At 71.6% G+C, this 25412-nt stretch carries 15 protein-coding genes and 2 pseudogenes; 13 read left to right on the top strand and 4 right to left on the bottom strand.

Annotated elements, in window-relative coordinates; genetic code table 11:
- Together SLUN_RS13830 and SLUN_RS13825 are read right to left on the bottom strand one after the other, a co-directional pair.
- Window positions 1-1110 (bottom strand): DegT/DnrJ/EryC1/StrS family aminotransferase, encoded by a 1110-nt coding sequence (locus tag SLUN_RS13830; protein WP_108148776.1) that lies wholly within the window; start codon window positions 1108-1110, stop codon window positions 1-3.
- Window positions 1111-1159: 49 nt separating this feature from the next.
- Entirely contained in the window at window positions 1160-1693 is a 534-nt protein-coding gene (locus SLUN_RS13825; protein WP_159100248.1) for a GNAT family N-acetyltransferase, read from the bottom strand.
- Between the two features lie 319 nt (window positions 1694-2012).
- On the opposite strand from SLUN_RS13825, the gene SLUN_RS13820 reads away from it, so the two are divergent.
- From SLUN_RS13820 to SLUN_RS13810, 5 genes and pseudogenes are all read left to right on the top strand, one after another.
- Window positions 2013-7133, top strand: coding sequence for a non-ribosomal peptide synthetase (locus tag SLUN_RS13820; RefSeq protein WP_159100247.1), 5121 nt, complete (start codon window positions 2013-2015; stop codon window positions 7131-7133).
- Window positions 7130-8584 (top strand): annotated as a pseudogene (locus SLUN_RS42600) (condensation domain-containing protein); the annotation flags it as partial. The gene SLUN_RS13820 and the pseudogene SLUN_RS42600, both read left to right, overlap by 4 nt.
- Before the next feature lie 168 nt (window positions 8585-8752).
- Window positions 8753-9952: pseudogene (locus SLUN_RS42595) on the top strand (amino acid adenylation domain-containing protein); the annotation flags it as partial.
- Between the two features lie 54 nt (window positions 9953-10006).
- On the top strand, window positions 10007-13705 hold the full coding sequence (locus SLUN_RS42590; protein ID WP_442759042.1) for a non-ribosomal peptide synthetase: 3699 nt from the start codon (window positions 10007-10009) through the stop codon (window positions 13703-13705).
- Window positions 13706-13710: 5 nt separating this feature from the next.
- Complete coding sequence (locus SLUN_RS13810; RefSeq protein WP_108148772.1) at window positions 13711-14679, top strand: ornithine carbamoyltransferase; 969 nt, start codon at window positions 13711-13713, stop codon at window positions 14677-14679.
- A gap of 62 nt (window positions 14680-14741) precedes the next feature.
- Here SLUN_RS13810 and SLUN_RS13805 read toward each other — a convergent pair whose 3' ends face one another.
- A complete protein-coding gene (locus SLUN_RS13805; protein ID WP_108154728.1) occupies window positions 14742-15740 on the bottom strand; it encodes a TauD/TfdA family dioxygenase in 999 nt (332 codons plus the stop codon).
- A 259-nt stretch (window positions 15741-15999) separates the two neighbouring features.
- Here SLUN_RS13805 and rfbA point away from each other — a divergent pair, with 259 nt between their 5' ends.
- The 8 genes from rfbA to rfbC are packed head-to-tail and all read left to right on the top strand — an operon-like array spanning window position 16000 to window position 23737.
- Window positions 16000-16872 carry a glucose-1-phosphate thymidylyltransferase RfbA gene (gene rfbA / locus SLUN_RS13800; protein WP_108148771.1) on the top strand — a complete coding sequence of 291 codons (873 nt, stop codon included), beginning with the start codon at window positions 16000-16002 and terminating at the stop codon, window positions 16870-16872.
- Window positions 16873-16889: 17 nt separating this feature from the next.
- Window positions 16890-18035, top strand: coding sequence for an AMP-binding protein (locus SLUN_RS13795; protein WP_108148770.1), 1146 nt, complete (start codon window positions 16890-16892; stop codon window positions 18033-18035).
- A complete protein-coding gene (locus tag SLUN_RS13790) occupies window positions 18032-19495 on the top strand; it encodes an aromatic amino acid ammonia-lyase (RefSeq protein ID WP_218929495.1) in 1464 nt (487 codons plus the stop codon). The genes SLUN_RS13795 and SLUN_RS13790 overlap by 4 nt, the downstream gene beginning before the upstream one ends.
- 47 nt (window positions 19496-19542) lie before the next feature.
- The gene (locus SLUN_RS13785) at window positions 19543-20505 is read left to right on the top strand and encodes an LLM class F420-dependent oxidoreductase (protein ID WP_108148769.1); all 963 of its coding nucleotides are present in this window, start codon (window positions 19543-19545) and stop codon (window positions 20503-20505) included.
- A gap of 4 nt (window positions 20506-20509) precedes the next feature.
- Window positions 20510-21163: a 4'-phosphopantetheinyl transferase family protein gene (locus SLUN_RS13780; protein ID WP_108148768.1), complete on the top strand. Its 654-nt coding sequence runs from the start codon at window positions 20510-20512 to the stop codon at window positions 21161-21163.
- A 54-nt stretch (window positions 21164-21217) separates the two neighbouring features.
- Entirely contained in the window at window positions 21218-22204 is a 987-nt protein-coding gene (gene rfbB / locus SLUN_RS13775; protein WP_108148767.1) for a dTDP-glucose 4,6-dehydratase, read from the top strand.
- Window positions 22201-23103, top strand: a complete 903-nt coding sequence (gene rfbD, locus SLUN_RS13770) for a dTDP-4-dehydrorhamnose reductase (RefSeq protein WP_257153721.1) — start codon at window positions 22201-22203, stop codon at window positions 23101-23103. Before rfbB ends, rfbD begins: the two co-directional genes overlap by 4 nt.
- A 37-nt stretch (window positions 23104-23140) precedes the next feature.
- A complete protein-coding gene (rfbC, locus tag SLUN_RS13765; protein ID WP_108148766.1) occupies window positions 23141-23737 on the top strand; it encodes a dTDP-4-dehydrorhamnose 3,5-epimerase in 597 nt (198 codons plus the stop codon).
- Window positions 23738-23802: 65 nt separating this feature from the next.
- Here rfbC and SLUN_RS13760 read toward each other — a convergent pair whose 3' ends face one another.
- On the bottom strand, window positions 23803-25290 hold the full coding sequence (locus SLUN_RS13760; protein WP_108148765.1) for a 4-hydroxyphenylacetate 3-hydroxylase N-terminal domain-containing protein: 1488 nt from the start codon (window positions 25288-25290) through the stop codon (window positions 23803-23805).
- Between the last annotated feature and the right edge of the window lie 122 nt (window positions 25291-25412).

Raw genomic sequence — 25412 nt, 5'->3', positions numbered from 1 at the left:
TCAGAGCCTTCCCGCGACGTCGAGCAGCTTCTCGATGACCCGTTCCTGGTCGGTGTCGGTCAGCGAGGGGTACATGGGCAGCGAGAAGATCTCCTCGGCCAGCCTGCTGGTGACCGGAAGGTCGTCCTTCGCGTAGCCGAGGTGGCTGAAGCCGGACTGGGTGTGCACCGGCCAGGGGTAGCTGATGTTGAGCACGATGTCGTGCCTCTTCAGCTCCTCGATGATCTGGTCCCGGCGGGGGTGGCGCACCACGTACACGTAGTAGACGTGGTCGTTGCCGGGTGCGAGGACCGGGGTCACGATGCCCGAGCCGGCGAGGGCCTCCTCGTAGCGGGCGGCGATGGCCCTGCGGCAGGCCAGGTACTCGTCGAGGCGGGTCAGCTTGCGGCGCAGGATCTCCGCCTGCACCTCGTCGAGCCGGCTGTTGTGACCGGGCGTCTCGATGACGTAGTACCGGTCCTCCATGCCGTAGAAGCGCAGCCGTCGCAGCCGGGCGTCCACCTCGGCGTCGTTGGTCACGGTGGCGCCGCCGTCGCCGTACGCCCCGAGCACCTTGGTCGGGTAGAAGGAGAACGCGGCGGCCTTGCCCATGGACCCGGCGATCCGGCCGTGGTGGCGGGCGCCGTGCGCCTGCGCGCAGTCCTCCAGGATCACCAGGTCGTGCTCGGCGGCCAGGGCCTCCAGCGGTGCCATGTCGACGCACTGGCCGTACAGGTGGACCGGCAGCAGGCACTTGGTGCGCGGCGTGATGGCCGCGGCGACCTGGCTGACGTCCATCAGGTACGTGTCGGAGTCGATGTCGACGAACACCGGCTTCGCACCGATGGCGTCGATCGCGATGACGGTCGGCGCGGCGGTGTTGGAGACGGTGATCACCTCGTCCCCGGGGCCGACGCCCAGGGCGCGCAGGCCGAGCACGATGGCGTTCGTGCCGTTGTCGACGCCGACGCAGTGGGCCACGCCGTGGTAGTCGGCGAATTCCTGCTCGAAGCCGCGGACGCTCTTTCCGAGCACCAGCTGCCCCGAGCTGAAGACCGCGTCCACGGCTTCGAGGATCTCCGAGCGTTCCTTCTCGTACTCCGGCAAGTACCCCCACACATGCTGGGTCATCGCGCCTCCTGGTTCTTGTCGGTTTCTGGTGGATCTTCTGGCGGGTGGTTCAGACGATCTTCTGGATCAGCTCGACGCCGAGCGTGTCCCAGTCGGCGCGGTGAAAGGCGAGGACATGGACGTCCCACAACCGGCCGTGGAAATAGGTGTGTTCGGGCAGTACGGTCTCGTGCCGGAACAGCGGGTCGTACGCTTGGCCGAAGCCGACGGGCGAGGTGTCCGGAGAGTTCAGATGAACGTAGATCTTCCGGGTGCGCCACATCGAGAAGGCGAAGTTGGCCGTCAACGCGTGGGTTTCGGCGGCGAATTCGACTGCCGTGTCCGAGGCGAGACGGACGTCCATACGGAGATGCCCGGCGGCCGTGAGCGACGTGAGCGTGCTCATCCCGACGACTTCCCCGGTCTCCGTGCTCTCCACGAGGAAACAGGCGGAGAGCCGGTCGCCGAACGATTTCACGTAATCGTCGATCAGCGGAAGTCCTGGAGCGCCGAGGCGGAAGAGTATCTCGTACGCCTGAGTGGCGTCCTCGGCACCTGCGGCACGCAGCACGACCCGCTTGGATTTAGTGTGAGGGAAAAGCAATTCGGTCTCTTCCTTTCGCTTCCGTGCATTGGATTTCCACTCCGCAGACCGTCGGACAGATAACGGGTGCGGGGCAAGACCCGGGGCCCGGAACTCGGCGCCGGAAGGGCTTTTGGCCTGGCGGAGGCCCCTGTGCCGCCCCGTGTTCCGTCCCGCCGGCGGGACAGCCGGAGCGGTGATCTTGACCCTGTGCCGAGCCTGTGGTTACGGTCTGGATTCACCTCCGCATGTTTTACGCAGCGAATGCCGTGCTGCCCTCTTGAGAATTCCTTATTCCCGCGCGGTGTGCTGCCTTGTTGGCTTGTTGAAGAGAGGTTTCGTGGATATCTGGACGCCGTCCGCTCCGCTGTCCGAGCTGATCGCCGAACAGGCCCTGCGCACGCCCGAGGCGGTCGCGGTCGAGGATGCGGGCGCGGGCGGGTCCGGAGCGCGCCTCAACTACGCGCAACTGGAGTGCCGCGCCGAGGAGTTGGCGCACCGGCTGTGCGCGCTCGGTGCGGGACCCGGCCGGCGGGTCGGCGTGTGCCTGCGCCGCTCCACCGACCTGGTGGCCGTACTCCTGGCGGTGTGGAAGACGGGCGCGGCCTACGTACCGCTGGACCCGGAGCACCCGGCGCAGCGGCTCTCCTGGATCCTCGACGACACCGGGGTCACCGCCGTGGTCACGGAACGCGCCTCGCGCGGGGTGCTGCCCGAACTCGCTGACGTACGAACGCTGTTGGTGGACGGGAACGCGGCGGCCTTCGAGGGTGCGGCAGAAGCGCGCGAGCCCGTGCGTGCCGACTTCGCCGCGCACGCCGACGACGCCGCGTACGTACTGCACACCTCGGGATCCACCGGACGCCCCAAGGGTGTGGTGGTCACGCACGCGGGTATCGCCAACCGGGTGCGGTGGCTGGCCGAACGGCACGGTCTCGGCCTCGGCGACCGGGTGCTCCAGAAGACCACGATCGGCTTCGACGCCGCAGGACTCGAACTCTTCGCACCGCTGCTGAGCGGCGCCACCGTCGTGCTCGCACCGGAGGGCGCCGAACGCGACCCCGCGGTGATGCTGGAGACGGTCGCCGCACAGCGGATCACCGTCCTCCAGGCGGTCCCCTCGGTGCTGCGCGCGCTGGCCGGCGCCCCCGGCTGGGACCGCTGCGGCGCGCTGCGGCTGCTGTTCAGCGCGGGCGAGCCGCTGCATGCCGAGCTGTGCCACCAACTCCTCGCGCTGGTACCGCAGGTGGAGATCTGGAACACCTACGGGCCCACCGAATGCTCCGTGGACATCACCGAGCACCGCTTCGACCCGGCGCAGACCCGGGGCCCGGTGCCCGTCGGCGCCCCCATCGGCGGCCTGCGCTGCCTGGTGCTCGACGCGCAAGGCGAGGTCGTACCGCCGGGTGGCGAGGGCGAGTTGTACGCGGCCGGCGCCGGTGTGGCGCAGGGGTACCTGGGTCGTCCGGGGGCCACTGCGGAGCGCTTTGTTCCGGATCCGGGCGGGCCGCCGGGGTCGCGGGCCTACCGCACCGGCGACCGGGTGCGGCTCACCGCCGACGGCGTACTGGAGTACCGGGGCCGCCTGGACCAGCAGCTCAAGGTCAACGGCGTACGGATCGAACCTGACGAGGTCGAGGCTGCTCTGCGCACGCACCCCAGGGTGGACGACGCCGTCGCCGGCGCGGTCCCCGACGGTGTCGGCGGGCAGCGCCTCGTGGCGTGGGTCCAGGTGCGCGGAACCGCCCCGGCCGCTGCCGAACTACGCGTGTTCCTGGGTGAGGTGCTGCCCCGGCCGCTGGTGCCCGCCGTGTTTGTGCCGCTCGCGGCGTTCCCCCGTACCCCCAGCGGCAAGACCGACCGTGCGGCGCTCCCGGCGCCCGGCACGGGCGGGAGGTGGCGGGCGGGAGGTGGCGGGCGGGAGGTGGCGGGCGGGGAGGTGGTGGACGGGGGCTTCGTGCAGCTGCGCAGCGCGGACGAGAAGGCCGTGGCCGGGGTCTGGGCCGACCTGCTGTCCCTGCCGCTCTCCTCGCTCGGCGCGCACGACGACTTCTTCGCACGGGGCGGCTCGTCCCTGCTGCTGGCTCAACTGGCCTCACGGCTGCATGAGTTGGGTGCACCGGTGGGGCCGCGCGACCTGTTCACCGCGGCGACCGTGGAGACCCAGGCGGCGCTGGTCGCTGCGGCGCGGGCGGGTGGCCGAGAGGCTGCGCCCGTGGTCGCGTACGACCCGGTCGTCCCCGTACCGCGGGCCGAAGAGGGACTTCCCCTGTCGCACGGACAGCAGGGGTTGTGGCTCATGGAGCAGATGCGGCCCGGCAGCCCCGAGTGGGTGTCCCCGCAGTGGGTGCGGCTGCCCGCCGCATGGAGCGAGCCGACCGTGCGGGAGGCGCTGGGGCGGCTCGCCGACCGGCACGAGATCCTGCGCACGCGTTACGAACTGGCCGCCGACGGACCGGTGCAGCTCGCACAGGAGCCGGGCGGACCCGTTCCGCTGAGGGTGGCGGAGGTCGCGGACGGGGCGGGGATGAACGCACTGGCCCGGGAGGAGCTGGCCACCGGCTTCGACCTGGAGGAGGGGCCGGTCTGGCGTGCCGTGCTGATCCCGGGCGGCGCATCGGTGGGGGAGCTGGACGCCGACCATCTGCTGTTGCTGACGATCCATCACATCGCCTCCGACGGCTGGTCGTCCGTCCTCCTGGAACGCGACCTGTATGTACTCGGCGGTGCGCTGCACGCGGATGAGGAGGCCGAACTGCCTCTGGTACCCGTGCAGTTCGCCGACCACGCCGCCTGGCAGCACCGTACGGACCCGGCGAACGCCGAAGGCGAACTCGCGCACTGGCGCTCCGTCCTCGACGGCATCACCCCGCTGGAACTGCCCGCCGACCGACCCCGGCCCGCCGAACGGGACGGCGTCGGCGGCATGGTCACCCATGCCGTGCCCGCCGCGCTCGCCGAGTCCCTCACCGCCCTCGGCCGCTCGCGCGGCGCCACGCTCCACCAGACCCTGCTGACCGCGTTCTCCGTACTGCTGACCCGCCTGACCGGACGTACGGACTTCACCGTCGGCATGCCGACGGCCGGGCGGCACAGGCCCGAAGTCGCCCAGACCGTCGGCTTCTTCCTCAACACCCTCGTCCTGCGCTGCCGCACGGACGCCGACGGCACGGTCCTCGACGCACTGGACTCGGTGCGCGACACCGTCCTCGACGCCTTCGCGCACCAGGAACTGCCCTTCGACCGGCTGGTGCAGGAGCTGGAGCCCGAGCGCGACCTCTCCCGCACGCCCCTCTACCAGGTGGTGTTCGACTTCCACGAGGAGGGACGCACCGCGACGGCCGTCCCCGAGGCGGCTCTCGGCGCGCTCAAGGAGGGCTGGCGCTCGGCGCGCACCGACCTGTCGCTCGTGGTGCAGCACCAGGCCGACGGCTCGCTGCAAGGCTCCGCGCACTACGCGTCCGCGCTGTTCGACGAGGCGACCGTCCAGGGGTTCCTGACCTGCTGGGTACACCTCCTTGAGTCCTTCACCGAGGACCCCACGGCTGCTCTCGCCACCGTCGAACTGCTCCCCCCGGACGAGCACGCCCGGCTCGTCGCCCTCGGAGCGCCCGACGAGACCGACAGCTCCGTCGACGAGTGCACCTACACCGCCTTCGAGGAGCAGGTGCGCCGCACGCCCGACGTCGTCGCCCTGACGTGCGGCGGGCAGGAGTGGACGTACGCGGACCTGGAGGCGCGGGCCGCGTCCTTCGCGTACGAGCTGAGGGCAGCCGGCGCGGGCCCCGAGCGGACCGTCGCCGTCCTGCTGCCGCGCTCGGCCGACCTCGTCGCCGCACTGTTCGGCGTGTGGCGCTCAGGCGCCGCGTGCGTGCCGCTCGACGGGGGCTCGCCGGACGAGCGCATCGCGCACATCATGTCCGACGCGCGCGTCACCGCCGTCCTCACCGACGAGCTGGGCGCAAAGCGCCTGGAGCCGTTCCAGCAGGGCGAGTTCGTGATCACCGATGCGATACGGGGTGACGCGTCGCGCGCCGCAGCTACCGCCGGCGCCGACCGCGACCCCGGCCGGCTCGCGTACCTGATCTACACCTCCGGGACCACCGGACGCCCCAAGGGTGCGGCAGTCGAGCACCGGGCGCTTGTCCGGGCGCTGCGCGCCGGCGGTGCGCACCTGCGGTTCGGCGAGGGCGGCGACGACGCATGGCTCGCCACCGCGCCGGTCACCTTCGACATCGCCTTCACCGAACTGGTCATGCCGTTGCTCGCGGGCGGACGCATCGTCCTGGCCAGGGACGAGGAGACCACCGACGCGCCCGCCCTGCTCGGCCTGATCGACCGGCACGCCGTCACCCACCTCCAGGTCGGGTACCCGCAGTGGCGGATGCTCATCGACGCCGGGCTCGGCGACCGGCCGCTGATCGGCCAGACCGGCGGCGAGCCCTGCCCGCCCGCGCTCGCCCGCGACCTGGCGGGCCGGCTGAAGCGGTTCGTCAACGAGTACGGGCTCACCGAGACCACCATCGCGGCCACCCGCTGGGAGGCCGACACCACGGCGGACGCCGTCGCCGTCGGCCGCCCCTACCCGCACGTCACCACCCATGTCCTGGACCCGCTGCTGCGGCCGGTGCCGCTGGGCACCGTGGGCGAGCTGTGCATCGGCGGCAACGGCCTGTTCCGGGGGTACGCGGGCAGCCCCGGGCAGACCGCCGGGCGCCTGGTGCCCGACCCGTACGGCCCGTCCGGCTCCCGGCTGTTCATGACCGGCGACCTGGCCAGGATGGCAGGCGACGGCACGCTGCACTTCGTGGGCCGTGCCGACGGGCAGGTCAAGATCCGGGGCAGGAGGGTGGAGACCGGCGAGGTGCAGGCGGTGCTCGCCGAACACCCCGCCGTCGGCGAGGCGGTGGTCGTACCGCGCGGCCGGGGCGACGGGGCCCGTCTTGTCGCCTACTGCGTACCCGCCACCGGACAACAACTCCCCTACCTGGGCGACCTGTTGGACCACTGCGCACGGTCGCTCCCCGACCACATGCTGCCCACCTACATCGTCCCCATCGAGAAACTGCCGCTCACCCGGCACCGCAAGGTGGACATCGCCGCACTCCCCGACCCCGGCCGCACCGCCGAGGGCGGCGACGAGTCCTACGTCGCACCCGAGGGGCAGCTGGAGGAGAACCTCGCCCGCATCTGGGCCGACGTACTGGCGGAACCGGGCGGCGCGACGCCGCGCGTCGGCGCCCGGACGGGGTTCTTCCGGATCGGTGGCGACTCGCTGCGGGCGGCGCGCGTCATCGCCCGGGTCCGGGAGGAGTACGACATCAGGCTGGCGGCCCGGACACTGTTCGACCAGCCCACCGTCGCGGGCCTCGCCCGCGCCGTCGAAGAGGCCGTGCTCGCGCAGATCGCAGAGCTGACCGACGCAGAACTGGCAGACGCACACAGGGAGTTCAACTCGTGACCAGACCGCAGGGGGGCGCCTCCAACGCAGCCGCACCCGACGCATCCGCCGCGCCCGATGCCGCAGCGCTTCGTGCGGAGCTGTTGCGGCGTCGGCTTTCGGGGGCGGGGGCGGGGGCGGGGGCGGCCCGGCCCGGCAGGGGCATACCCCGGGTGCGGCGTGGGGAGTCGCTTGCGCTGTCGTCCGGGCAGCGGCAGTTCTGGTTTCTGCATCAGCTTGCGCCGGAGGCTCCGGAGTATGTGTTGCCGATGGCCTACCGGCTGCGGGGGTCGCTGGCGGAGCAGGCGTTGCGCGAGGCGTTCGATCTGCTGGCCGGGCGGCACGAGATTCTGCGCACCCGTTACGTACTGGAGGGCGCCGAGCCCCGCCAGATCATCGACCCGCCGGGACCGGCCGGCCTCGTCCGGGCCAACCGTGGCGGGCTCGGTGCCCAGGAGCGCGAGGCGGAGGCGGAGCGCTGCCTGAAGGATGCCGCGCTGCGTCCGCTCGATCTGGCGCAGGAGCCGCCGATGCGGGTCCACCTGACCCGGTTCGCCGACGACGACCATCTGCTGGTCGTCGTGCTGCACCACATCGTGTGCGACGCCGCGACCCGGCTCCTGCTGCTCGCCGAACTGTCAGAGCTGTACGCGGCATGTGCGGAGGGACGTACGCCACGGCTGGCGGCCGAACCCGTGCAGTTCGCGGACTACGCGGCCTGGCTCAACGCACGCCAGGACGGCCCCGAGGTGCGCGAGGACTCCGAGTGGTGGCTGCGGCAGCTCGCCGGGATCACCCCGCTCGACCTCCCCACCGACCGCCCCCGCGGCGCCGTCAGGTCGTGGGCGGGCGACACGGAGACGTTCACCGTGCCCCAGCCGGTGGCCGTACGGCTGCGCGCCCTGGCCCAGGAGCACGGGGCCTCGCTGTTCATGGTCACGCTCACCGCGTTCCAGGCGCTGCTCGCCCGGCACACCGGCGGGCGCGACATCGCCGTGGGCACCGCCGTCTCCGCCCGTACCCGCAGCGAGCTGGTCACCATGGCGGGCTACGCGTTCAACACCCTTGTGATGCGGGCCCGTTGGGACGGCGATCCTTCTTTCGGGCAGCTGCTCGCGGCCAACCGCGACACCGTGCTCGCCTCCCTCGACCACGCCTCGGCCCCCTTCGACCGGCTCGCCGAGTCCCTGGAGCTGGAGCGCGACCTGTCCACCACCCCCGTCTACCAGGTGATGTTCGACCTGGCCGAGGCGGCTGGCGGCGCCGCCGAGCCGCTGCGGCTGCCGGGTGTCGCGGTGAGCGCCGTCGACGTGCCACAGGGCGTCGCGCGCTTCGACCTCACCGTTCACCTTGAGGAGCGGCCCGACGGCTCCCTCCACGGCGCCCTCGAATACGCGACCGCGCTCTTCGACCCCGCCACCGCCAAGCGCCTCACCGGGCAGTACGCGCGCCTGCTCGACGCCGCGTCCGCCGCGCCCGGGGAGCCCGTCGCCGCGCTCGACATCTTCGACCCCGACGAACGCACCCTGCTGCTGGCCGGCCGCACCGACCCGGTCGGCACCCGCACGCCCCTCGACGCCGGCGCCCTGCGCCCCGTACACGAGACCATCACCAGCCAGGCCGCCACGACCCCCGACGCCGTGGCCGTCTTCCACGGCGACCGCGAAGTCACGTACCGCGAACTCGACTCGTACGCCGGCAAGATGGGACACCTGCTGCGGGAGCTGGGCGCCGGACCCGAGCAGAGCGTCGCCGTGCTGCTCGACATCGGCCCCGAGGTGGTCTCCACCCTGCTGGGCATCTGGCGGACCGGCGGCGCGTACGTGCCGCTCGACCCGGGATACCCCGACGACCGCCTCGCCTACATGGTCGCCGACACCGGGGCCCAGATCATCGTCACCGAACGGCGCTACGCGGACCGCCTCGCGGGCCTCGGCGTGCGGCTCGTCGTCGTCGACGACCCGCAGGACCGGGCCGTCCTCCAGCGCTGCCCGAGCACCCCGCTCGTACCGCCGCCCGGCGGATACGACCTCGACCACCTCGCGTACGTCATCTACACCTCCGGCTCCACCGGCCGCCCCAAGGGCGTGCTGGTCTCGCACCGGGGGCTCGCCAACTACCTCGGCTGGACCGTCGACGCCTACGCGAGCGCGGGGACGGGCGGCGCCCCGTTCTTCTCCTCGCTCGCCTTCGACCTCGGCGTACCGGACCTCTACACCCCGCTGATGACCGGCCAGCCGGTCCATCTGCTCTGCCAGGACGCCGACGTCACCGAGCTCGGCCGGCTGCTCACGCTGCGCGCCCCGTACGCCTTCGTGAAGCTCACCCCCGGCCATCTCGACCTGCTCACCCAGCAGTTGACGGACGAGGAGACCGCCTCCCTCGCCGGAGTCGTGATCGCCGCGGGGGACTCCTTCACCGGACGGCTCGCCAACCGCTGGCTGCGCAAGGCAGGCCCCGGCGGCACCCGGCTCGCCGCCGAGTACGGGCCCACCGAGATCACCGTCGGCAACTCCGCCTACTTCCTCGAAGGCCCCCAGGACGCCGAACTGGTCTCCATCGGCCGCGCCATCCCGCACACCACCATGCGTGTCCTCGACGAGGGCCTGCGTCCGGTGCCCGTCGGCGGCATCGGCGAGGTCTGCGTCAGCGGCATCGGACTCGCCCGCGGCTACGCCCGCCGCCCCGCACAGACCGCCGAGCGCTTTCTGCCCGACCCGTACGGGAAACCGGGGGAGCGGCTCTACCGCACCGGCGACCTGGCACGCGTACTGCCGGACGGGAACCTGGACTTCGTCTCGCGCGCCGACCACCAGGTCAAGCTGCGCGGCTACCGCATCGAACCGGGTGAGATCGAGACCGCGCTCATCGCGCTGCCGGGTGTCGGCGAGGCGGTGGCGCTCGTACGGGAGGACTCGCGGGGCGACCGGCGGCTGGTCGCGTATCTGGTGCCCGGCCAAGGGACGGGGGAGGAAGGGGATGCGGACCCGCTCGCGCCCGAACTGCTCCGCGAGCGCCTGGAGACCGTACTGCCCGACTACATGATCCCCTCCGCCTTCGTCACGCTCGACGCCCTGCCACTGACCGCGAACGGCAAGCTCGACCGTGCGGCGCTGCCGGTGCCCGGACGGGACGCCGCCGCCGTCGGCGAACACATCGCGCCGAGCACCGACGAGGAGCGGGCGATGGCCGCCGTCTGGTGTGGGGTGCTGGGCCTGGACCGGGTCGGTGTGCACGACAACTTCTTCGACCTGGGCGGCGACTCCATGCGCGCCGTCGCGCTCGCCGGTGCGCTCCGCGAGAAGGGGCTGCCCGTCGCGGTGCGCGACATCTTCGAGCATCGCACCGTGGCCGGCCTGTGCCGGGTGCTGAGCCGGGGCGGGGGCGGCGGCGGCGAACGGTTCACCCCCGTCGAGCCGTTCGCGCTCATCTCGGAGTGGGACCGGGACGCGCTCCCGGCGGACGCCGTCGACGCCTATCCGCTCTCGCGGACCCAGGCGGGCATGTTCATCGAGATGTACTCCGACGCTGAGCACCGCTACCACAACATCACCTCCTTCCGGATACGCGACGACCTGCCCTTCGACCCGGCCGCCTTCCAGCAGGCCGCCGACCTGGTGGTCGCACGGCACGAGGTGATGCGCACCTCCTTCGTGTTCACCGGCTACTCCCGGCCGCTCCAGATCGTCCACGCGGCGGCCTCCATGCCCTGCCTCCACGACGACCTGCGCCACCTCCCGGAGCCCCAACGCTGGCCCGCGCTCACCGAGTTCGCCGACCGCGACCGGATGCGACTGCTTGACGTGGGCCGCGCACCGCTGATGCGGATGGCCACCCACGTACTGGACGACGAGGGCTGGTGGCTGTCCATCACCGAGGGCCACCCGGCCATCGAGGGCTGGAGCTACCACAACCAGCTCATGGAGATGCTGAACGCCTACCGGCGAATCCGGGACGGCCAGGAACCCGACCCCGCACCGCCCCGACTCGCCCTGCGCTACGCCGACTTCATCGCCGCCGAACTCCGCTCCCTGGGCAGCACCGAGGACCGGACCTACTGGCGCACCCTCGTCGACGCCCACGAGAAGTTCCGGGTGCCGCCCGGCTGGGCGGGCGAGCGGGAGGAACAGGAGGAGTCGGACGGCCGCTACCGCATCGACATCCCCCTGTACGACCTGGAGCCCGGCCTGCGCGCCCTCGCCACCCGCACCGAAGTCCCGTACAAGAGCGTGCTGCACGCCGCCCACAGCAAGGTGCTCAGCCTGCTCACCCGGCAGCGCACCTTCCGCGGCGGCATGGTCATCGACGCCCGCCCCGAGGTGCGGGGCGCCGACCGGGTCTCCGGGATGTACCTCAACTCGGTGCCCTTCCCGTACGAGCGGACCGCCCGCACCTGGGGCGACCTGGCCCGCCAGGTCTTCGACACCGAGGTCGGCCTGTGGCCGCACCGGCGCTTCCCGATGCCCGCGATGCGGCAGGAGGGCGGCGAACGCCACCTGGTGGACGTGCTGTTCCACTACCTGGACTTCTACCAGGTCGACGCGGGTCTCGTGGACAGCGCCGCATCCCGCGACGTCAGCCCCAACGAGTTCCCCCTCGTCGTCGGTACGCCCACCACCGGCCTGCTCAGCATCGCCTCCCGCACCCGCGTCCTGGACAGGGACCGGGCGCAGCGCCTGGCCCGCCTCTACCGCGCGGTGCTCGCCGACATGGCGGCCACCGGACCCGAAGGGGACGCCACCCTCGGCTACCCGGAGGCCGGTGAACGCGGCATCGACGTGCTCGCACACCCCGGCACGCCCCGGCCGCTCGACACCCTCGCGGCCTTCGAGGAACAGGTCCGTCGCACCCCCGGGTCGACCGCCGTCGTCATGGGCGCCGCCCAGCTCACGTACGCCGAACTCGACGCCCGCGCCAACCGGCTCGCCCGGCGCCTGCAAACGCTGGGCGCCGGACCCGAGGCCTGCGTCGGCGTCCTGCTCGACCGCAGCCCGGCCCTCGTCGTCGCGCTGCTCGCCGTCTGGAAGTCCGGCGCCGCCTACGTTCCCGTCGACCCGTGCACGCCCGACGCGCAGCTGCACACCCTGCTGGGCGGTGCGGACTGCCGGATCGTCGTCACCGACACCGGGTACCGGCGACGCGTCGCACCCTTCACGGCGCTCGTCGTGGACGCCCCCGGGGAGCACGAGGCGCAGCGGGCACTGCCCTGTACGCCGCCCGTGCGGCTCGACGACCAGGACCGGCTCGCCTACGTACTGCACACCTCCGGATCCACCGGGCGGCCCAAGGGCGTCGCGGTCAGCCACCGGGCGCTCGGCCACTACCTGGACTGGGCGGTGGGCAACTACTTCACGGAGCCGTCTGGAGGTGCGCCGTTCTTCACCTCGGTCGGCGCCGACCTGGGCGTACCCGCCCTCTTCGGACCGCTGCTGACCGGGCGGACCGTACACCTGCTGCCGCAGCGCTGCGAGCCGGCCGAGTTCGGCGAACTGCTGTCCGCCGGGGCTCCGTACGCCTTCGTGGGACTGACGCCGGGCCACCTGGCACTGCTGGAGGAACAGCTCGACGACAAGGAACTCGCCGCGCTGGCACCGCTGTTGGTCAGCGCCGGCGAGGCGCTGCCCTCGTCGCAGGCCGAGCGGGTCGCCGTACGGGTGGCAGCGGCCGGGCGGACACTGCGGCTGGTGGCCGAGTACGGGCCGACCGAGGCGACGGTGGCGGCCTCCGCCTACCGCACCGACGGCCTCGCCGTGCGCGACCTGGTGCCGATGGGGCGGGCGCTGCCCGGCACGACGCTGCGGGTCCTGGACGAACACCTGTCGCCGGTCCCCGACGGCGCCGTCGGCGAGGTCCACATCGGCGGCCCCGGGCTCGCCCGCGGCTACGCCCGGCGTCCTGGGCACACCGCGGAACGGTTCCTGCCCGACCCGTACGGTCCGCCCGGCTCCCGGCTCTACCGCACCGGCGACCTGGCACGCGTACTGCCGGGCGGCGAGCTGGAGTTCGCGGGGCGCACCGACCGGCAGCTCAAGGTGCGCGGCCACCGGGTCGAGCCCGCCGAGACCGAGGCCGCGCTGCTGGCCGACCCGAGGGTGCGCGAGGCGCTCGTCGTCGCCGTGCCCCGCGACGTGGGCGGCAGCACGACCGCGGTGTGGGTGGTACCGGCCGAGGGGGCTGTGGGCGTGACGGGTACGGCGCTGCGCAGGGCGCTGCGTGAGGTGCTGCCCGAGCCGCTGGTCCCCGCCACGTACCGGATCGTCACGGCACTGCCGCTGACCGAGAACGGCAAGTACGACCGCCGGGCCATGGCCCGGGACAGCGCCGAGCGCCCCGCCGGGGGCACGTCCCCCGCGTACACCGCGCCGCGCACCACGACCGAGCGCCGCCTCGCCGAGGTGTGGAAGCAGGTGCTCGGCCTCCAACGGGTCGGTGTCCACGACCGGTTCCGCGACCTGGGCGGCGACTCGCTGCTTTCGCTGTCCGTGCTGGCCGCCTCCCGGTCGGCCGGCCTGGCGCTGGATCTGAGCACGATCCTGCGGCACTCCACCGTGGCAGCGCTCGCCGCAGCCCACGACACCGCGAAGGAAAGCTGATCACCATGCGGGAATCTTCCGAAAGCCAGGCCTCCGTGAGCCGGTCCTCCGTCCGCCACTTCATCTCGCTGGACGACCTCACCGACGAAGAACTGCACGCGGTCGCCGAACGCGGCGCCGAGTTCGCCGACCGCGCCGCCGGGGCCGAACGCCCCCTGGACGGCTGTGTGGCGGGCATCTACTTCGCCAAGACGTCCACCCGTACCCGTACGGCGTTCTCCGCCGGCGCGCAGCGGCTCGGCGCCTCAATCGTGGCGTACGGCCCCGGCGACCTCCAGACCAACACCGGGGAGACCAGCGAGGACACCGGCCGGGTGTTCTCGCGGATGCTCGACGTGCTGGTCGCCAGGACGGCGGGACCCCAGGCGGAGATGCGGGCCTGGGCGCGCCAGGACCGCATGTCGGTGATCAACGCGATGAGCGCCGAGGAACACCCCACCCAGGCCATCGCCGACCTGGTCACGCTGCTGGGGCAGTTCGGGCGGGTGAAGGGGCTGCGCGTCCTGTACCTGGGCGAGGGCAACAACACGGCCGTCGCCCTCGCCCTGGCGCTGAGCCGCTACCCCGGTGTGGAGCTGGAGTTGCGCACACCGCGCGGGTACGGGCTGGCGGCCGACGTACTGGAGTCGGCGTCGAAGCACGCGGCGCGCTGCGGGGCCTCCGTACGCGAGTCGCACGACCTGGACGACCTGCCACGCGACGTGGACGCCATCTACACGACGCGCTGGCAGACCACCGGCACGACGAAGCCGGACGCCGACTGGCGGGAGCGGTTCGCCCCGTTCCAGGTCGGGGCCCGGCTGTGGGAGACCAGCCCGGACGCGGTGTTCCTGCACGACCTGCCCGCCCACCGGGGCGACGAGGTGACCGCCGAGGTCCTGGACGGGCCGCGGAGTATCGCGTTCGCGCAGGCCGAGAACAAGATGCACAGCGCGATGGCGGTACTGGAGTGGTGCCGAGGGGGAGTTGCATAACTGAACGACGGGCGGCCTGTGGGGAGTTGTCCCACGGGCCGCCCGCCGTCGCCAGTCGCTGATCAGCGCAGTACGGCCCCGCCGCCCTCCGAGTCGGGGCGTATCCGCCGGCGGTCCAGGGCGGCGTACACCCGGTGCAGCCAGCGGTCGGTGCCGTCGAAGCGCGGGGTGAACGACGTCCGGCCGTGCACAGTCAGCCTGTTGTCGACCACGGCCAGGTCACCGGCGCCCAAGTCGTGTGGGTGGGCGATCCGTTCGAAGATCTCGCGCAGCTCCTCCATGGCCCGGCGGGCCCCGTCGTCGAGCGGGTGCGTGGCGGCGAAGTCGACGGTCACATCGGGGTCCGCCGGGTCGCCGCGCAGCACCGGGTGGACCGGAGTGACCCCGCCGAGGTCACCGAACGACGGCGGCGGCTCCGTCATGAAGCGGTCCTCGGACAGCACCCGGCGGGCCTCCGAGGTCAGCAGCGGCAGCGCCCGCCGCACCGACGAGGTGCACAGCCGTGCGTCGCCCGTCGGGTCGGCCCGTACACACATCAGCCCCACGTAGTGCGGGCGGTTGGGGTGGAAGGCGTTCTCGGTGTGCATGTGCAGGGCGACCGAGCCGGCGTTGCTCTGCTGCTTCTCGTGCCCCGGTACCGGTACGACGTCCTGGACCAGGGCGCCGGACTTCTCGCTCCGGAAGGCGATCACCTCGCCGAGCTGAAGCATCACGGCGGTGACGGCCGAACTCGCGACCGTCGCCGTCCGCCGCACGGACCCCGGACGTACGGGCGTGCTGGGCAGGTCGTCCTCGACAGGCAGGTTACGGATCAGCAGCAGCCCATCGGGGCCCGCGTCGTGCCTGAACTCCCGCAATTCCTGCCGCAGTTCGCGGGGCAGCCGCTGGGAAGCGGCACGTGCCGCGGTCAGCCAGCCGGGGCCGTCGATGAGGCCGCCCGCGGTGCGGGCGAGTTCGTCGGCCACCGCGCGCACCTGGTCGTGCTGCGCGCCGGTGAGCGACACAGTCGATTCGACGAGTGCCGATTCGACGAGCGGCGGGGAGGAAGTGGTGTCCGTCATGTTCACATGCCTTCTCGTGATAGCCGGGAAAAGGGAATGAGTTTGTCAATTCCGCGTGCACGCAAGGGGACTTAGCCTCTTTCGACGCTAGCGAGCCGCTGTTTCATGGTCAATCCACGTCAATCCGCAGAATCTCCCGCACCTCGGATTCCTGTCCCGCCAGCGGGACACAGGACTCGGGAAACATGCCTTCCGCCGTCGATGACGGGGCTGCCACACTCGCTGAATACCGCTCCATTGACGAACGAACGGGGAGAACGTGAAGGGAATTGTTCTTGCCGGTGGCAGGGGTACCCGCATGTACCCGTCCACCCTGACGACTTCGAAGCAATTGCTCGCGGTCTACGACAAACCGATGATCTATCACCCGCTCTCGGTGCTGATGCTGGCCGGGATCCGGGAGATCCTGGTGATCTCGACGCCCGAGAGCATCGTGGCGCTGCGCGCCCTCCTCAAGGACGGGGCGCACCTGGGCCTCGACATCACGTACGCGGTTCAGGACGAACCGCGCGGCATAGCTGAGTCGTTCGTCATCGGGGCCGACCACATCGGCGACAGCCCGGTGGCGCTGATCCTCGGCGACAACGTCTTCCACGGCGCCGGCTTCCCGAAGATCCTGCGCACGGCCCGCGACGAGCTCGACGGGTGCACGCTCTTCGGCTATCCGGTGTCCGACCCCGAGCGGTACGGAATCGGCGAGACGGACGCCCAGGGAAATCTGGTCTCCCTGGAGGAAAAGCCGCTGAAGCCGCGTTCCGACAACGCGATCACAGGGCTTTACTTCTACGAGTCCGACGTGGTGGAGATTGCCCGCGACCTGACTCCGTCGGAACGCGGCGAGTTGGAGATCACGGACGTCAACCAGGTCTATCTGAAAAACGGCAGGGCCCGGCTGATCCGGCTGGGACGCGGCCACACCTGGCTCGACGCCGGCACCCATGAATCGCTCCTCGACGCCAGCCAATATGTGCACGTCATCGAGAAGCGCCAGGGCGTCCGGGTGGCCTGCGTCGAAGAAATCGCCCTGCGCATGGGATACATCGACGCGGACCACTGCTACGAACTCGGCACCCGCATGCGGAATTCCGAGTACGGCCAGTACCTCATGCAGGTCGCGCAGACCATCGCCTGACCGAACACGGAGTACGTATGGGTTTCCAGGAGCTGACGCCGAAGGAACTGCTCGGTGCGGGACACGCCGCACCGGAGATCAACGACACGGCATGGCACGTGAGGTGGGACGCACCGGACGCGCCCGACGCGTCCGAGGTGCTGGCCGCGCTGCCGCCCGAGGTGGAGTTCCACACCTCGGGCAGCACCGGCCCCAGCCGCTGCTGGCAGCGCACCCGCGAGTACGCCTGGTCGGAGGCCGGGATGCTCGCGGGGTTCGTCTCCGCGGGCGTGCACGGGCCGCCGGGCGCCGTGGTCGCCTTCGCGCCGCCGCTGCACGTCTACGGCGCGCTGGCGACGTACCTCATGCCCGCCAGGCTGGGTGTGCCCGTCTGGTACCGCAAGAGCTACGTGGGAGCGATGCCGGAGGTCGGCCACGGCCACACAGTGGTGGTGGCCACCCCGTGGATCTTCTCGCTGCTGCTGCGGAACATCGACTGGGTACGTTCCCTGGGCCACCTCACCGTCCTCTACAGCAGCGCCATGCTGCCCGGCGACGCCCACACACTCCTGGAGCAGGCGGGCTCCGGCCGGGTGACCCTCGTCGAACTGCTCGGCTCCACGGAGACGGGCGGTATCGCCACCCGTCGCTGGAGCGGCGGCGAGCCGCCCGCCTGGACCCTCTTCCCTGACGTTTCGTACGGTACGGAGTCCCCCTCCGCCGGGACCGCCCAAGACACCGAATCCGCGGCGGAGTTGGTCATCCGCAGCCCCCGCCTCGGCCACCAGCCAGGACAGCCCCGCCCCGCCGACTGGCGCACCGGCGACCTCGTCGAGCCCGTGGACGCCCGCACCTTCCGCCTCGTCGGCCGCGTCGGCCGCCTGGTCAAGGTGAACGGGCGCCGCATCAACCTCGACGAGACCGAACACGTACTGCGTACCGCGATCGACTGCGAGGACCTCGCGCTCGTCGCGGTCGGCGACCCGATGACCGGCGAGCAGATCGACCTCCACGTCGTATCAACACCCGGTACCGACCTGTCCGAGGTGCCCGCCCTGCTGGGCGTGCGCCCCCGGAAGGTGCACAAGGTGCCCCGCATCAACCGGTCCAAGACCGGCAAGCTCCTGCACCACCAGAAGACCCCCGTCACAGAGCCAGTCACACAGCCCAGGAGAGAATCGTGACACTGATCAACGAGCCGCTGCCGGAGAAGATCAGCCCCCTCGACGACGCCGACATCGCCCGGATGCAGACGAGCGCGGCCACGATCGACAGCCACCTGGCGAGCGGCCGGCCGGTCTACGGCCTGACCCTGGGCTTCGGCCCGCTGGTCACCTTCGAGGCGGACTCCGAGGACGAGCAGGGCAATTCGCTCATATCCCACCTCGGTACGGCCCAGGGCAGGCCGCTCGACCCCGAGGCCGGCCGCCTGGTCGTCTGGCTGCGGCTCAACAGCATGCGCAAGGGCTTCTCGGCGGTCTCGCCCGAGTTCTGGCAGCGGCTGGCCGACCTGTGGAACGCTGGCTTCACCCCGGCGATCCCGCGCGACGGCACGGTCAGCGCGAGCGGCGACCTCCAGCCGCTGGCGCACGCGGCCCTCGCGTTCGCGGGCCACGGCGAGGCGTGGGTACGCGGCGAGGGCGGCCAGTGGTCCCTCGCCCCGGCCCGCGAGGTGCTCGCAGGACTGGGCTCCGAGCCCCTGGAGTGGCCGGTCCGCGAGGCCCTCGCATTTGTCAACGGCACGGGCGTCTGCCTCGCCGTCTCGCTCCTCAACCAGCGCTCCGCCGTCCGCCTGGTGCGCGCGATCAGCTCCCTCACCGCCCGGCTCACCGATCTGCTCGGCGGGAACCCGGAGCACTTCGAGGAGGGCGTCGGCCAGGCCCGCGGCCAGGTCGGCCAGCTCAAGGTGGCCCGCTGGCTGCGGGCCGAACTGCCCGCCGGTCACGCCAGGGAGGAGCGCCGCCCGCTCCAGGAGCCGTACAGCCTGCGCTGTGCCCCCCAGGTGCTCGGCGCCGTACTCGACCAGCTCGACATGGCGGGCGACGTACTGACCCGGGAGTCGGAGGGCTGCACCGACAACCCGCTGACCTACGAGGGCAAGGTGCTGCACGGCGGCAACTTCCACGCCATGCCCGTCGGCTTCGCCTCCGAGCAGACCGGCCTCGCCCTGCACAGCGCCGCCTTCCTGGCGGAGCGTCAGCTCGGCGTCGTACTCAACCCCACCACCAACGGCGACCTGCCCATCATGCTCACCCCCCGGGCCGGCCGCGGCGCCGGTCTTGCCGGTGTGCAGATCAGCGCCACCTCCTTCATCTCCCGCATCCGCCAGCTCGTCACCCCGGCGTCCCTGACGATGCTGCCGACCAACGGCTGGAACCAGGACCACGTGCCGATGGCCCTCAACAGCGCCAACGGCGTCGGCGAGGCACTGGAACTGGCCTGGCTGACCGTGGGTTCCCTCGCGCTCGCCACCGCCCAGCTCGCCGCCATCACCGGACGCGCCGGCCAGGCCACCGGCGTGTGGGCCCAACTCGCCGAGATCTCCCCGGCGTTGGAGGCCGACCGCCCCATGGCGATCGAGGTGCGCCGCGCCGCCGAGCTGCTGCGCTCCCACGCCGACACCCTGCTCACCGATGGCTCCTGAGACATCGGGGAAGAAGGGGAGAACCAGAGGAAACCGGAGACCACGTGATGAACCGTTGGGGGATCATCCTCCCGCTGCCCGGCGTACCGCTGCTGGAACACCAGTCGCTCGTACGCAGGCTGCCCGACCTGGGCTACACCGATGTCTGGACCGCCGAGACCGCGGGCACCGACGCGTTCACGCCCCTGGTGCTGGCCTCGCAGTGGTCGGACGGGCTGCGGCTCGGCACCGCCATCGTCCCGGTGTTCACCCGTGGTCCCGGACTCCTGGCGATGACCGCGGCGACGGTCGCCGACAGCGCCCCCGGCCGGTTCGTCCTCGGCGTCGGCGCCTCCTCCCCGACCATCGTGGAGAAGTGGAACGCCATCGAGCACCGCGAGCCGTTCGGCAGGACGCGCGACACCCTGCGCTTCCTGCGGACCGCCTTCACCGGTAAGGCGGTGACCGAGGACTACCCGACGTTCTCGGTGCAGGGGTTCAAGCTCGACCGCCCCCCGGCGGTACCGCCGCCGGTGCTGCTCGCCGCGCTGCGGCCGGGGATGCTGCGGCTCGCCGCCGCCGAGGCGGACGGGGCGATCACCAACTGGGTGGCGCCCGGCGACGTACCGAAGATCAGGGCCGTGATCGGTACGGAACCCGAACTCGTCGCCCCGATCTTCGTGTGCCCCACCGAGGACGCCGCCGAGGCCCGCTCCGTGGGCCGGATGCTGATCGGCACCTATCTGAACGTGCCCGCCTACCGCAAGTTCCAGGACTGGCTCGGCCGGTCGGAGGCGCTCGCCGCCATGCACCGCTCGCGCGAGGCGGGCGAACACTGGTGGCGGGCCGGGCAGGCCATCCCGGACGCGGTCATCGACGAACTCATCGTGCACGGCTCCCCGGAGGAGTGCCGCGCCCGCCTCGCCTCGTACCACGCGGCCGGGCTCAACACCCCGCTGATCACGCTGCTTCCCGTCGCCGGCGGCGATCCCGTCAAGCACGTCGAAGCACTCGCACCGGGCCGGGCCTGACCCCGTGCTCTCCCGCGTCCTGCCGTCCGGTGTCGCCGTCGCAGAGTCCTACGCCGACCTGCCGGAGGCACAGCTCCACCCTGCGGAGCGCGGCCTCGCCGTCACCTTCCGCGCGGGGCGGCGGGCCGAGTTCGCCACCGTGCGGCACTGCGCCCGCCGGGCGGGCCGGAGCCTCGGCCTGCCCCCGTTCCCGCTGCTGCCGGGGGACATGGGCGCACCGCTGTGGCCGGCGGGCGTGGTCGGCAGCATGACGCACTGCCGCGGCTACCGGGGCGCCGCCGTGGCGAACGCCGCCGACGTCCGCGCACTGGGCATCGACGCCGAACCCCATCTCCCGCTGCCCGACGGCATGTTGGAGCGGATTGCGCTGCCCGAGGAGCTCCGGCACCAGGAGGCGCTGCGCTCCTGGGACCAGACCGTCAGCTGGGACCGGCTGCTGTTCTGCGTCAAGGAGGCCGTCTACAAGGTGTGGTCGCCGCTGACCGGCCACTGGCTCGGCTTCCACGAGACGTCGGTGCTCATCCAGCGCTCGCCGCCCGTCTTCACCGCCCGCCTGCTCAGGGCCGCACCCGACGGCTGCGACGTGCCCTCGGTGCTCGGCGGGCGCTGGCTCGCCGAGGACAGCCTGCTGCTCGCCGCCATCGCCGTACGCCACTGATCAGGACCTCCGCCGCCCCATTCTCCGTAACCCGCAAGGTAGGTAGAACGACGCATGACGACTCGCATACTCGTGACCGGCGGCGCCGGCTTCATCGGTTCCCACTACGTGCGCACACTGCTCGGCCCCGACGGCCCCGGCGACGTGTCCGTGACGGTGCTCGACAGCCTCACCTACGCGGGCAACCCGGCCAACCTGGACGAGGTGCGCGCACACCCCGGCTTTGCCTTCGTCGAGGGCGACATCTGCGACACCGCCACCGTCACCCGGCTCGTCCAGGAGCACGACGAGGTGGTGCACTTCGCCGCCGAGTCCCACGTGGACCGCTCGATCGACGGGGGAACGGAGTTCATCCGCACCAACGTCGTCGGCACCCACACCCTCGTCGACGCCGCGTACCGCGCGGGCATCAAGACGTTTGTGCAGATCTCCACCGACGAGGTGTACGGATCCATCGACTCCGGATCCTGGCCCGAGACGCACCCGCTGCGCCCCAGCTCCCCGTACTCGTCCTCCAAGGCCGCCGGTGACCTGGTGGCGCTCTCGTACCACCACACGCACGGCCTGGACGTACGGCTGACCCGCTGCTCCAACAACTACGGGCACCACCACTTCCCGGAGAAGCTCATCCCGCTGTTCGTCACCAACCTGCTGGACGGCGAGAAGGTGCCGCTGTACGGCGACGGCGGCAACGTACGCGACTGGCTGCACATCGACGACCACGTCCAGGGCATCGAGCTGGTGCGCACCAAGGGCCGCGCGGGCGAGACGTACAACATCGGCGGCGGCACCGAACTCTCCAACGACGAACTGACCCGCCTCCTCCTCAAGGAGTGCGACGCGGACTGGGACGCCAGCGTCCTGTACGTCGCGGACCGCAAGGGCCACGACCGCCGCTACTCCGTGGACTGCACCAAGATCCGCCAGGAACTGGGGTACGAGCCCCGCGTCTCCGTCGAGGACGGCCTGGCCAGGACCGTGCAGTGGTACCGCGACCACCGCGACTGGTGGCAGCCGCTGAAGCAGCGGGCCGCGCTGTGACCGAGACGGTGACCGGCCCCTGGCTGGTGACCGGCGCGCGCGGCATGCTCGGCCGTGGCGTGCTCGCCGCGCTGGCGGCCGACGGCGTGCCCGCGCTGGCGGCAGGCAGGGACGAACTGGACCTCACCGACCGCGCGTCCGTGCACGGGTACGTCATGACGCACCGCCCCGCCGTCGTCGTCAACTGCGCCGCCTGGACGGCCGTCGACGACGCCGAGTCCCGGGAACCGGAGGCCCTCGCGGTCAACGGCACCGGGGCCGGACTGCTGGCCCAGGCGTGCGGGGCGGCGGGGGCTCTGCTGCTGCACGTGTCCACTGACTACGTCTTCGGCGGGGACGGCAGGCTGCCGTACGCCGAGGACGCCCCGCCGGAACCCAGGACCGCGTACGGCCGCACCAAGCTCGCCGGGGAACTGGCGGTACGGGCCACGCTGCCGGACACCGGCTACGTGGTCCGCACGGCGTGGCTCTACGGCGCCGGGGGCAAGAACTTCGTGGCCACCCTGCTCCGGCTGGAGCGCGAGCGCGAGACACTGGACGTCGTCAACGACCAGTGGGGGCAGCCCACGTGGGCAGCCGACCTCGCCGGACACCTGGTCCTGCTGGGCCGTGCGGCACTCGCCGGCACCGCCCCCGCAGGCGTCTACCACGGCACCTCGGGCGGGCGGACCACCTGGTGCGCCTTCGCCCAGGAGATCTTCCGGCTGGCCGGCGCCGACCCGGCCCGGGTGCGCCCCACGACCAGCGCCGCATACCCGACCGTCGCGCACCGGCCCGCCTACAGCGTCCTCGGGCACGACCGCTGGCGCGCCGCGGGCATCGAGCCGATACGGGACTGGCGTACCGCGCTGGCCGCAGCGCTGCCGAGCACGACGAACATGACGCATGTCCCCGCATGACCGAAGTCCCCACTACCCGCGAGGAGTCACCCTCCCCATGCGACCACTGTCGATAGAAGGCGCATGGCTCCACGAGCCGAAGGTCTTCCCGGACGAGCGCGGCGACTTCCACGAGTGGTTCCGCAGCGGCGAGTTCAGCGAAGCCACCGGGCAGGAGCTGAACCTCGCCCAGGCCAACCTCTCCGTATCCCGGCGCGGCGCGCTGCGCGGCGTGCACTTCGCCGACGTACCGCCGGGCCAGGCGAAGTACATCAAGTGTGTGCGCGGCGCGGTGCTGGACGTCGTCGTCGACGTACGGGCGGGATCGCCGACGTTCGGCCGGTGGGAGAGCAAGCGGCTGGACGACACGAGTCACCGGGCCGTCTTCCTCTCCGAGGGGCTGGGGCACGGCTTCATCGCCCTGACCGAGGAGGCGACCGTCGTCTACCTGTGTTCGGAGGGGTACGCCCCGGGCCGGGAGCACGGCATCGACCCGCTGGATCCGGCACTGGGCATCGACTGGCTGGCGGACGTGACGCCACTGCTGTCGGAGAAGGACGCGAAGGCCCCCACGCTCGCCGAGCGGGAGCGGGACGGGTCCCTGCCCTCGTACGCACAGTGCCGGGCCTACCGCTCACGCCTGAACCCCGCATAACCGCACTACTGAACCGCCGAAGGGCCGGGAGAGGCGAAGCGTCTCTCCCGGCCCTCACTCACGTCTCAGCCCCGGCGCGGGAAGAGATCGGGACGGGTCCACCCGTCGAGGTCGTACTCGGACATGCACTGCTCGGCGAAGCCCTTGAGCGCATCGGCCTGCCCGTTGGCCTGGTAGGCCATCAGGGTCTGGACGCGGATGCCCTCGTGGTCGCCGCCGTAGTTGCGCTCGTACAGCTCGTGCCGGGCGCCGAACTCGCTGCCGACCGCGTCCCAGAGCAGCTTGAGCAGCTGCACCCGGTCGACGGCCTCGATGCCGTGCGAACCCCGCAGATACTTGTCCAGGTACGGACGGATCTCGGGGTTCTTCCAGTCGCTGGCATGCGAGTTGAGATAGATGAGGCCGCTGCCGACGCTCTGCTGGATGATCTCGCGGATGCGCGGGTAGCCGACGCCCATGAACGTCCGGTACGCCAGCCCGTACCGCAGATTGGGCTGTACGGAACCGCTCGACCAGTCCGTCGCCGAGGCGGCCATCGAGTCGGAGAGACCCCAGAAGAGGTCCCGCCAGTTGAGCACCTCGCCGACCTGCGCCTGCACCCCGCGGAAGCCCGAAGTGCCCGTCGCCTCAACGGCCTTGAGGAGACAACCGGCGATGAAGTCCAGCTTGACGGCCAGGCGCGCACACCCGTGGAAGGTGAAGCGCTCCAGGAACCCGGACTTCGACGCGAAGGAGTTGGCCGCCATCGCGTCGTACATGAAGACGTTCTCCCACGGCACGAGCACCCGGTCGAGAACGATGATCGCGTCGTTCTCGTCCAGCCGGCTGGACAGCGGCCGGTCGAACGGGGTGCCCAGGGCGGCGGCCTGCATCTCGTAGGAGGTGCGGCAGATCAGCTTCAGGCCGCGGCTGTTCATCGGCACCGTGAAGGTGAGGCCGTACTCCTTCTTGCGCAGCGGGGCGCCCATGTGCGCGATGAGGTTGGCGTTGGTGAGCGCCGAGCCCGTCGCGACCACCTTGGCGCCGCTGACGACAAGACCCGCGTCGGTCTCCTCCTCCACGTGGACGGACACGTCGGCGACCCGGTCGGCCGCGCGGTCGCGGTCGATGGGCGGGTTGACGATCGCGTGGTTGAAGTAGAGGACCCGTTCCTGGGCCTTCTTGTACCACTGGCGGGCGTTGTCGGCGTACGGGCCGTAGAACTCGGCGTGCGCGTCGAGCGTGCCGAAGAACGCCGCCTTGTAGTCGGGGGTCCGGCCCATCCAGCCGTACACGAGGCGCTGCCACGAGACGATCGCGTCGCGCGCCGTGTACAGGTCCCGCTTGCTGCGGGCGGTCTTGAAGAACGGATGGGTGAAGCCGCCGTTGCCGGTGTCCGTCGGCACGGCGAGGGTGCCCCGGGCCTCCGGTGCGTGCATCGCGTCGTAGAGCTGGGCGATGGAGCGCGCGCTGTTGCGGAAGGCGGGGTGCTCGGTGACGTCGGCGACGCGCTCGCCCTGGATGTAGATCTCCCGGCCGTCGCGCAGGGAGTCGAGGTATTCGTCACCCGTCATCGGGCGGACGTTGTTCAGCGTGCGGGCGGGAGCTCCCGCAGGAGATCCGGCGGGGGATCCCAGGGGGGAGGCCGGTATGACGGGAGAGGTCGTTGCGGAGGTCGCCGGCAATTGTCTTCCCT

Origin of the sequence: Streptomyces lunaelactis, from assembly GCF_003054555.1 — a bacterium.
GTDB lineage: Bacteria > Actinomycetota > Actinomycetes > Streptomycetales > Streptomycetaceae > Streptomyces > Streptomyces lunaelactis.
This window is presented reverse-complemented; position numbering and strand designations above follow the sequence as displayed.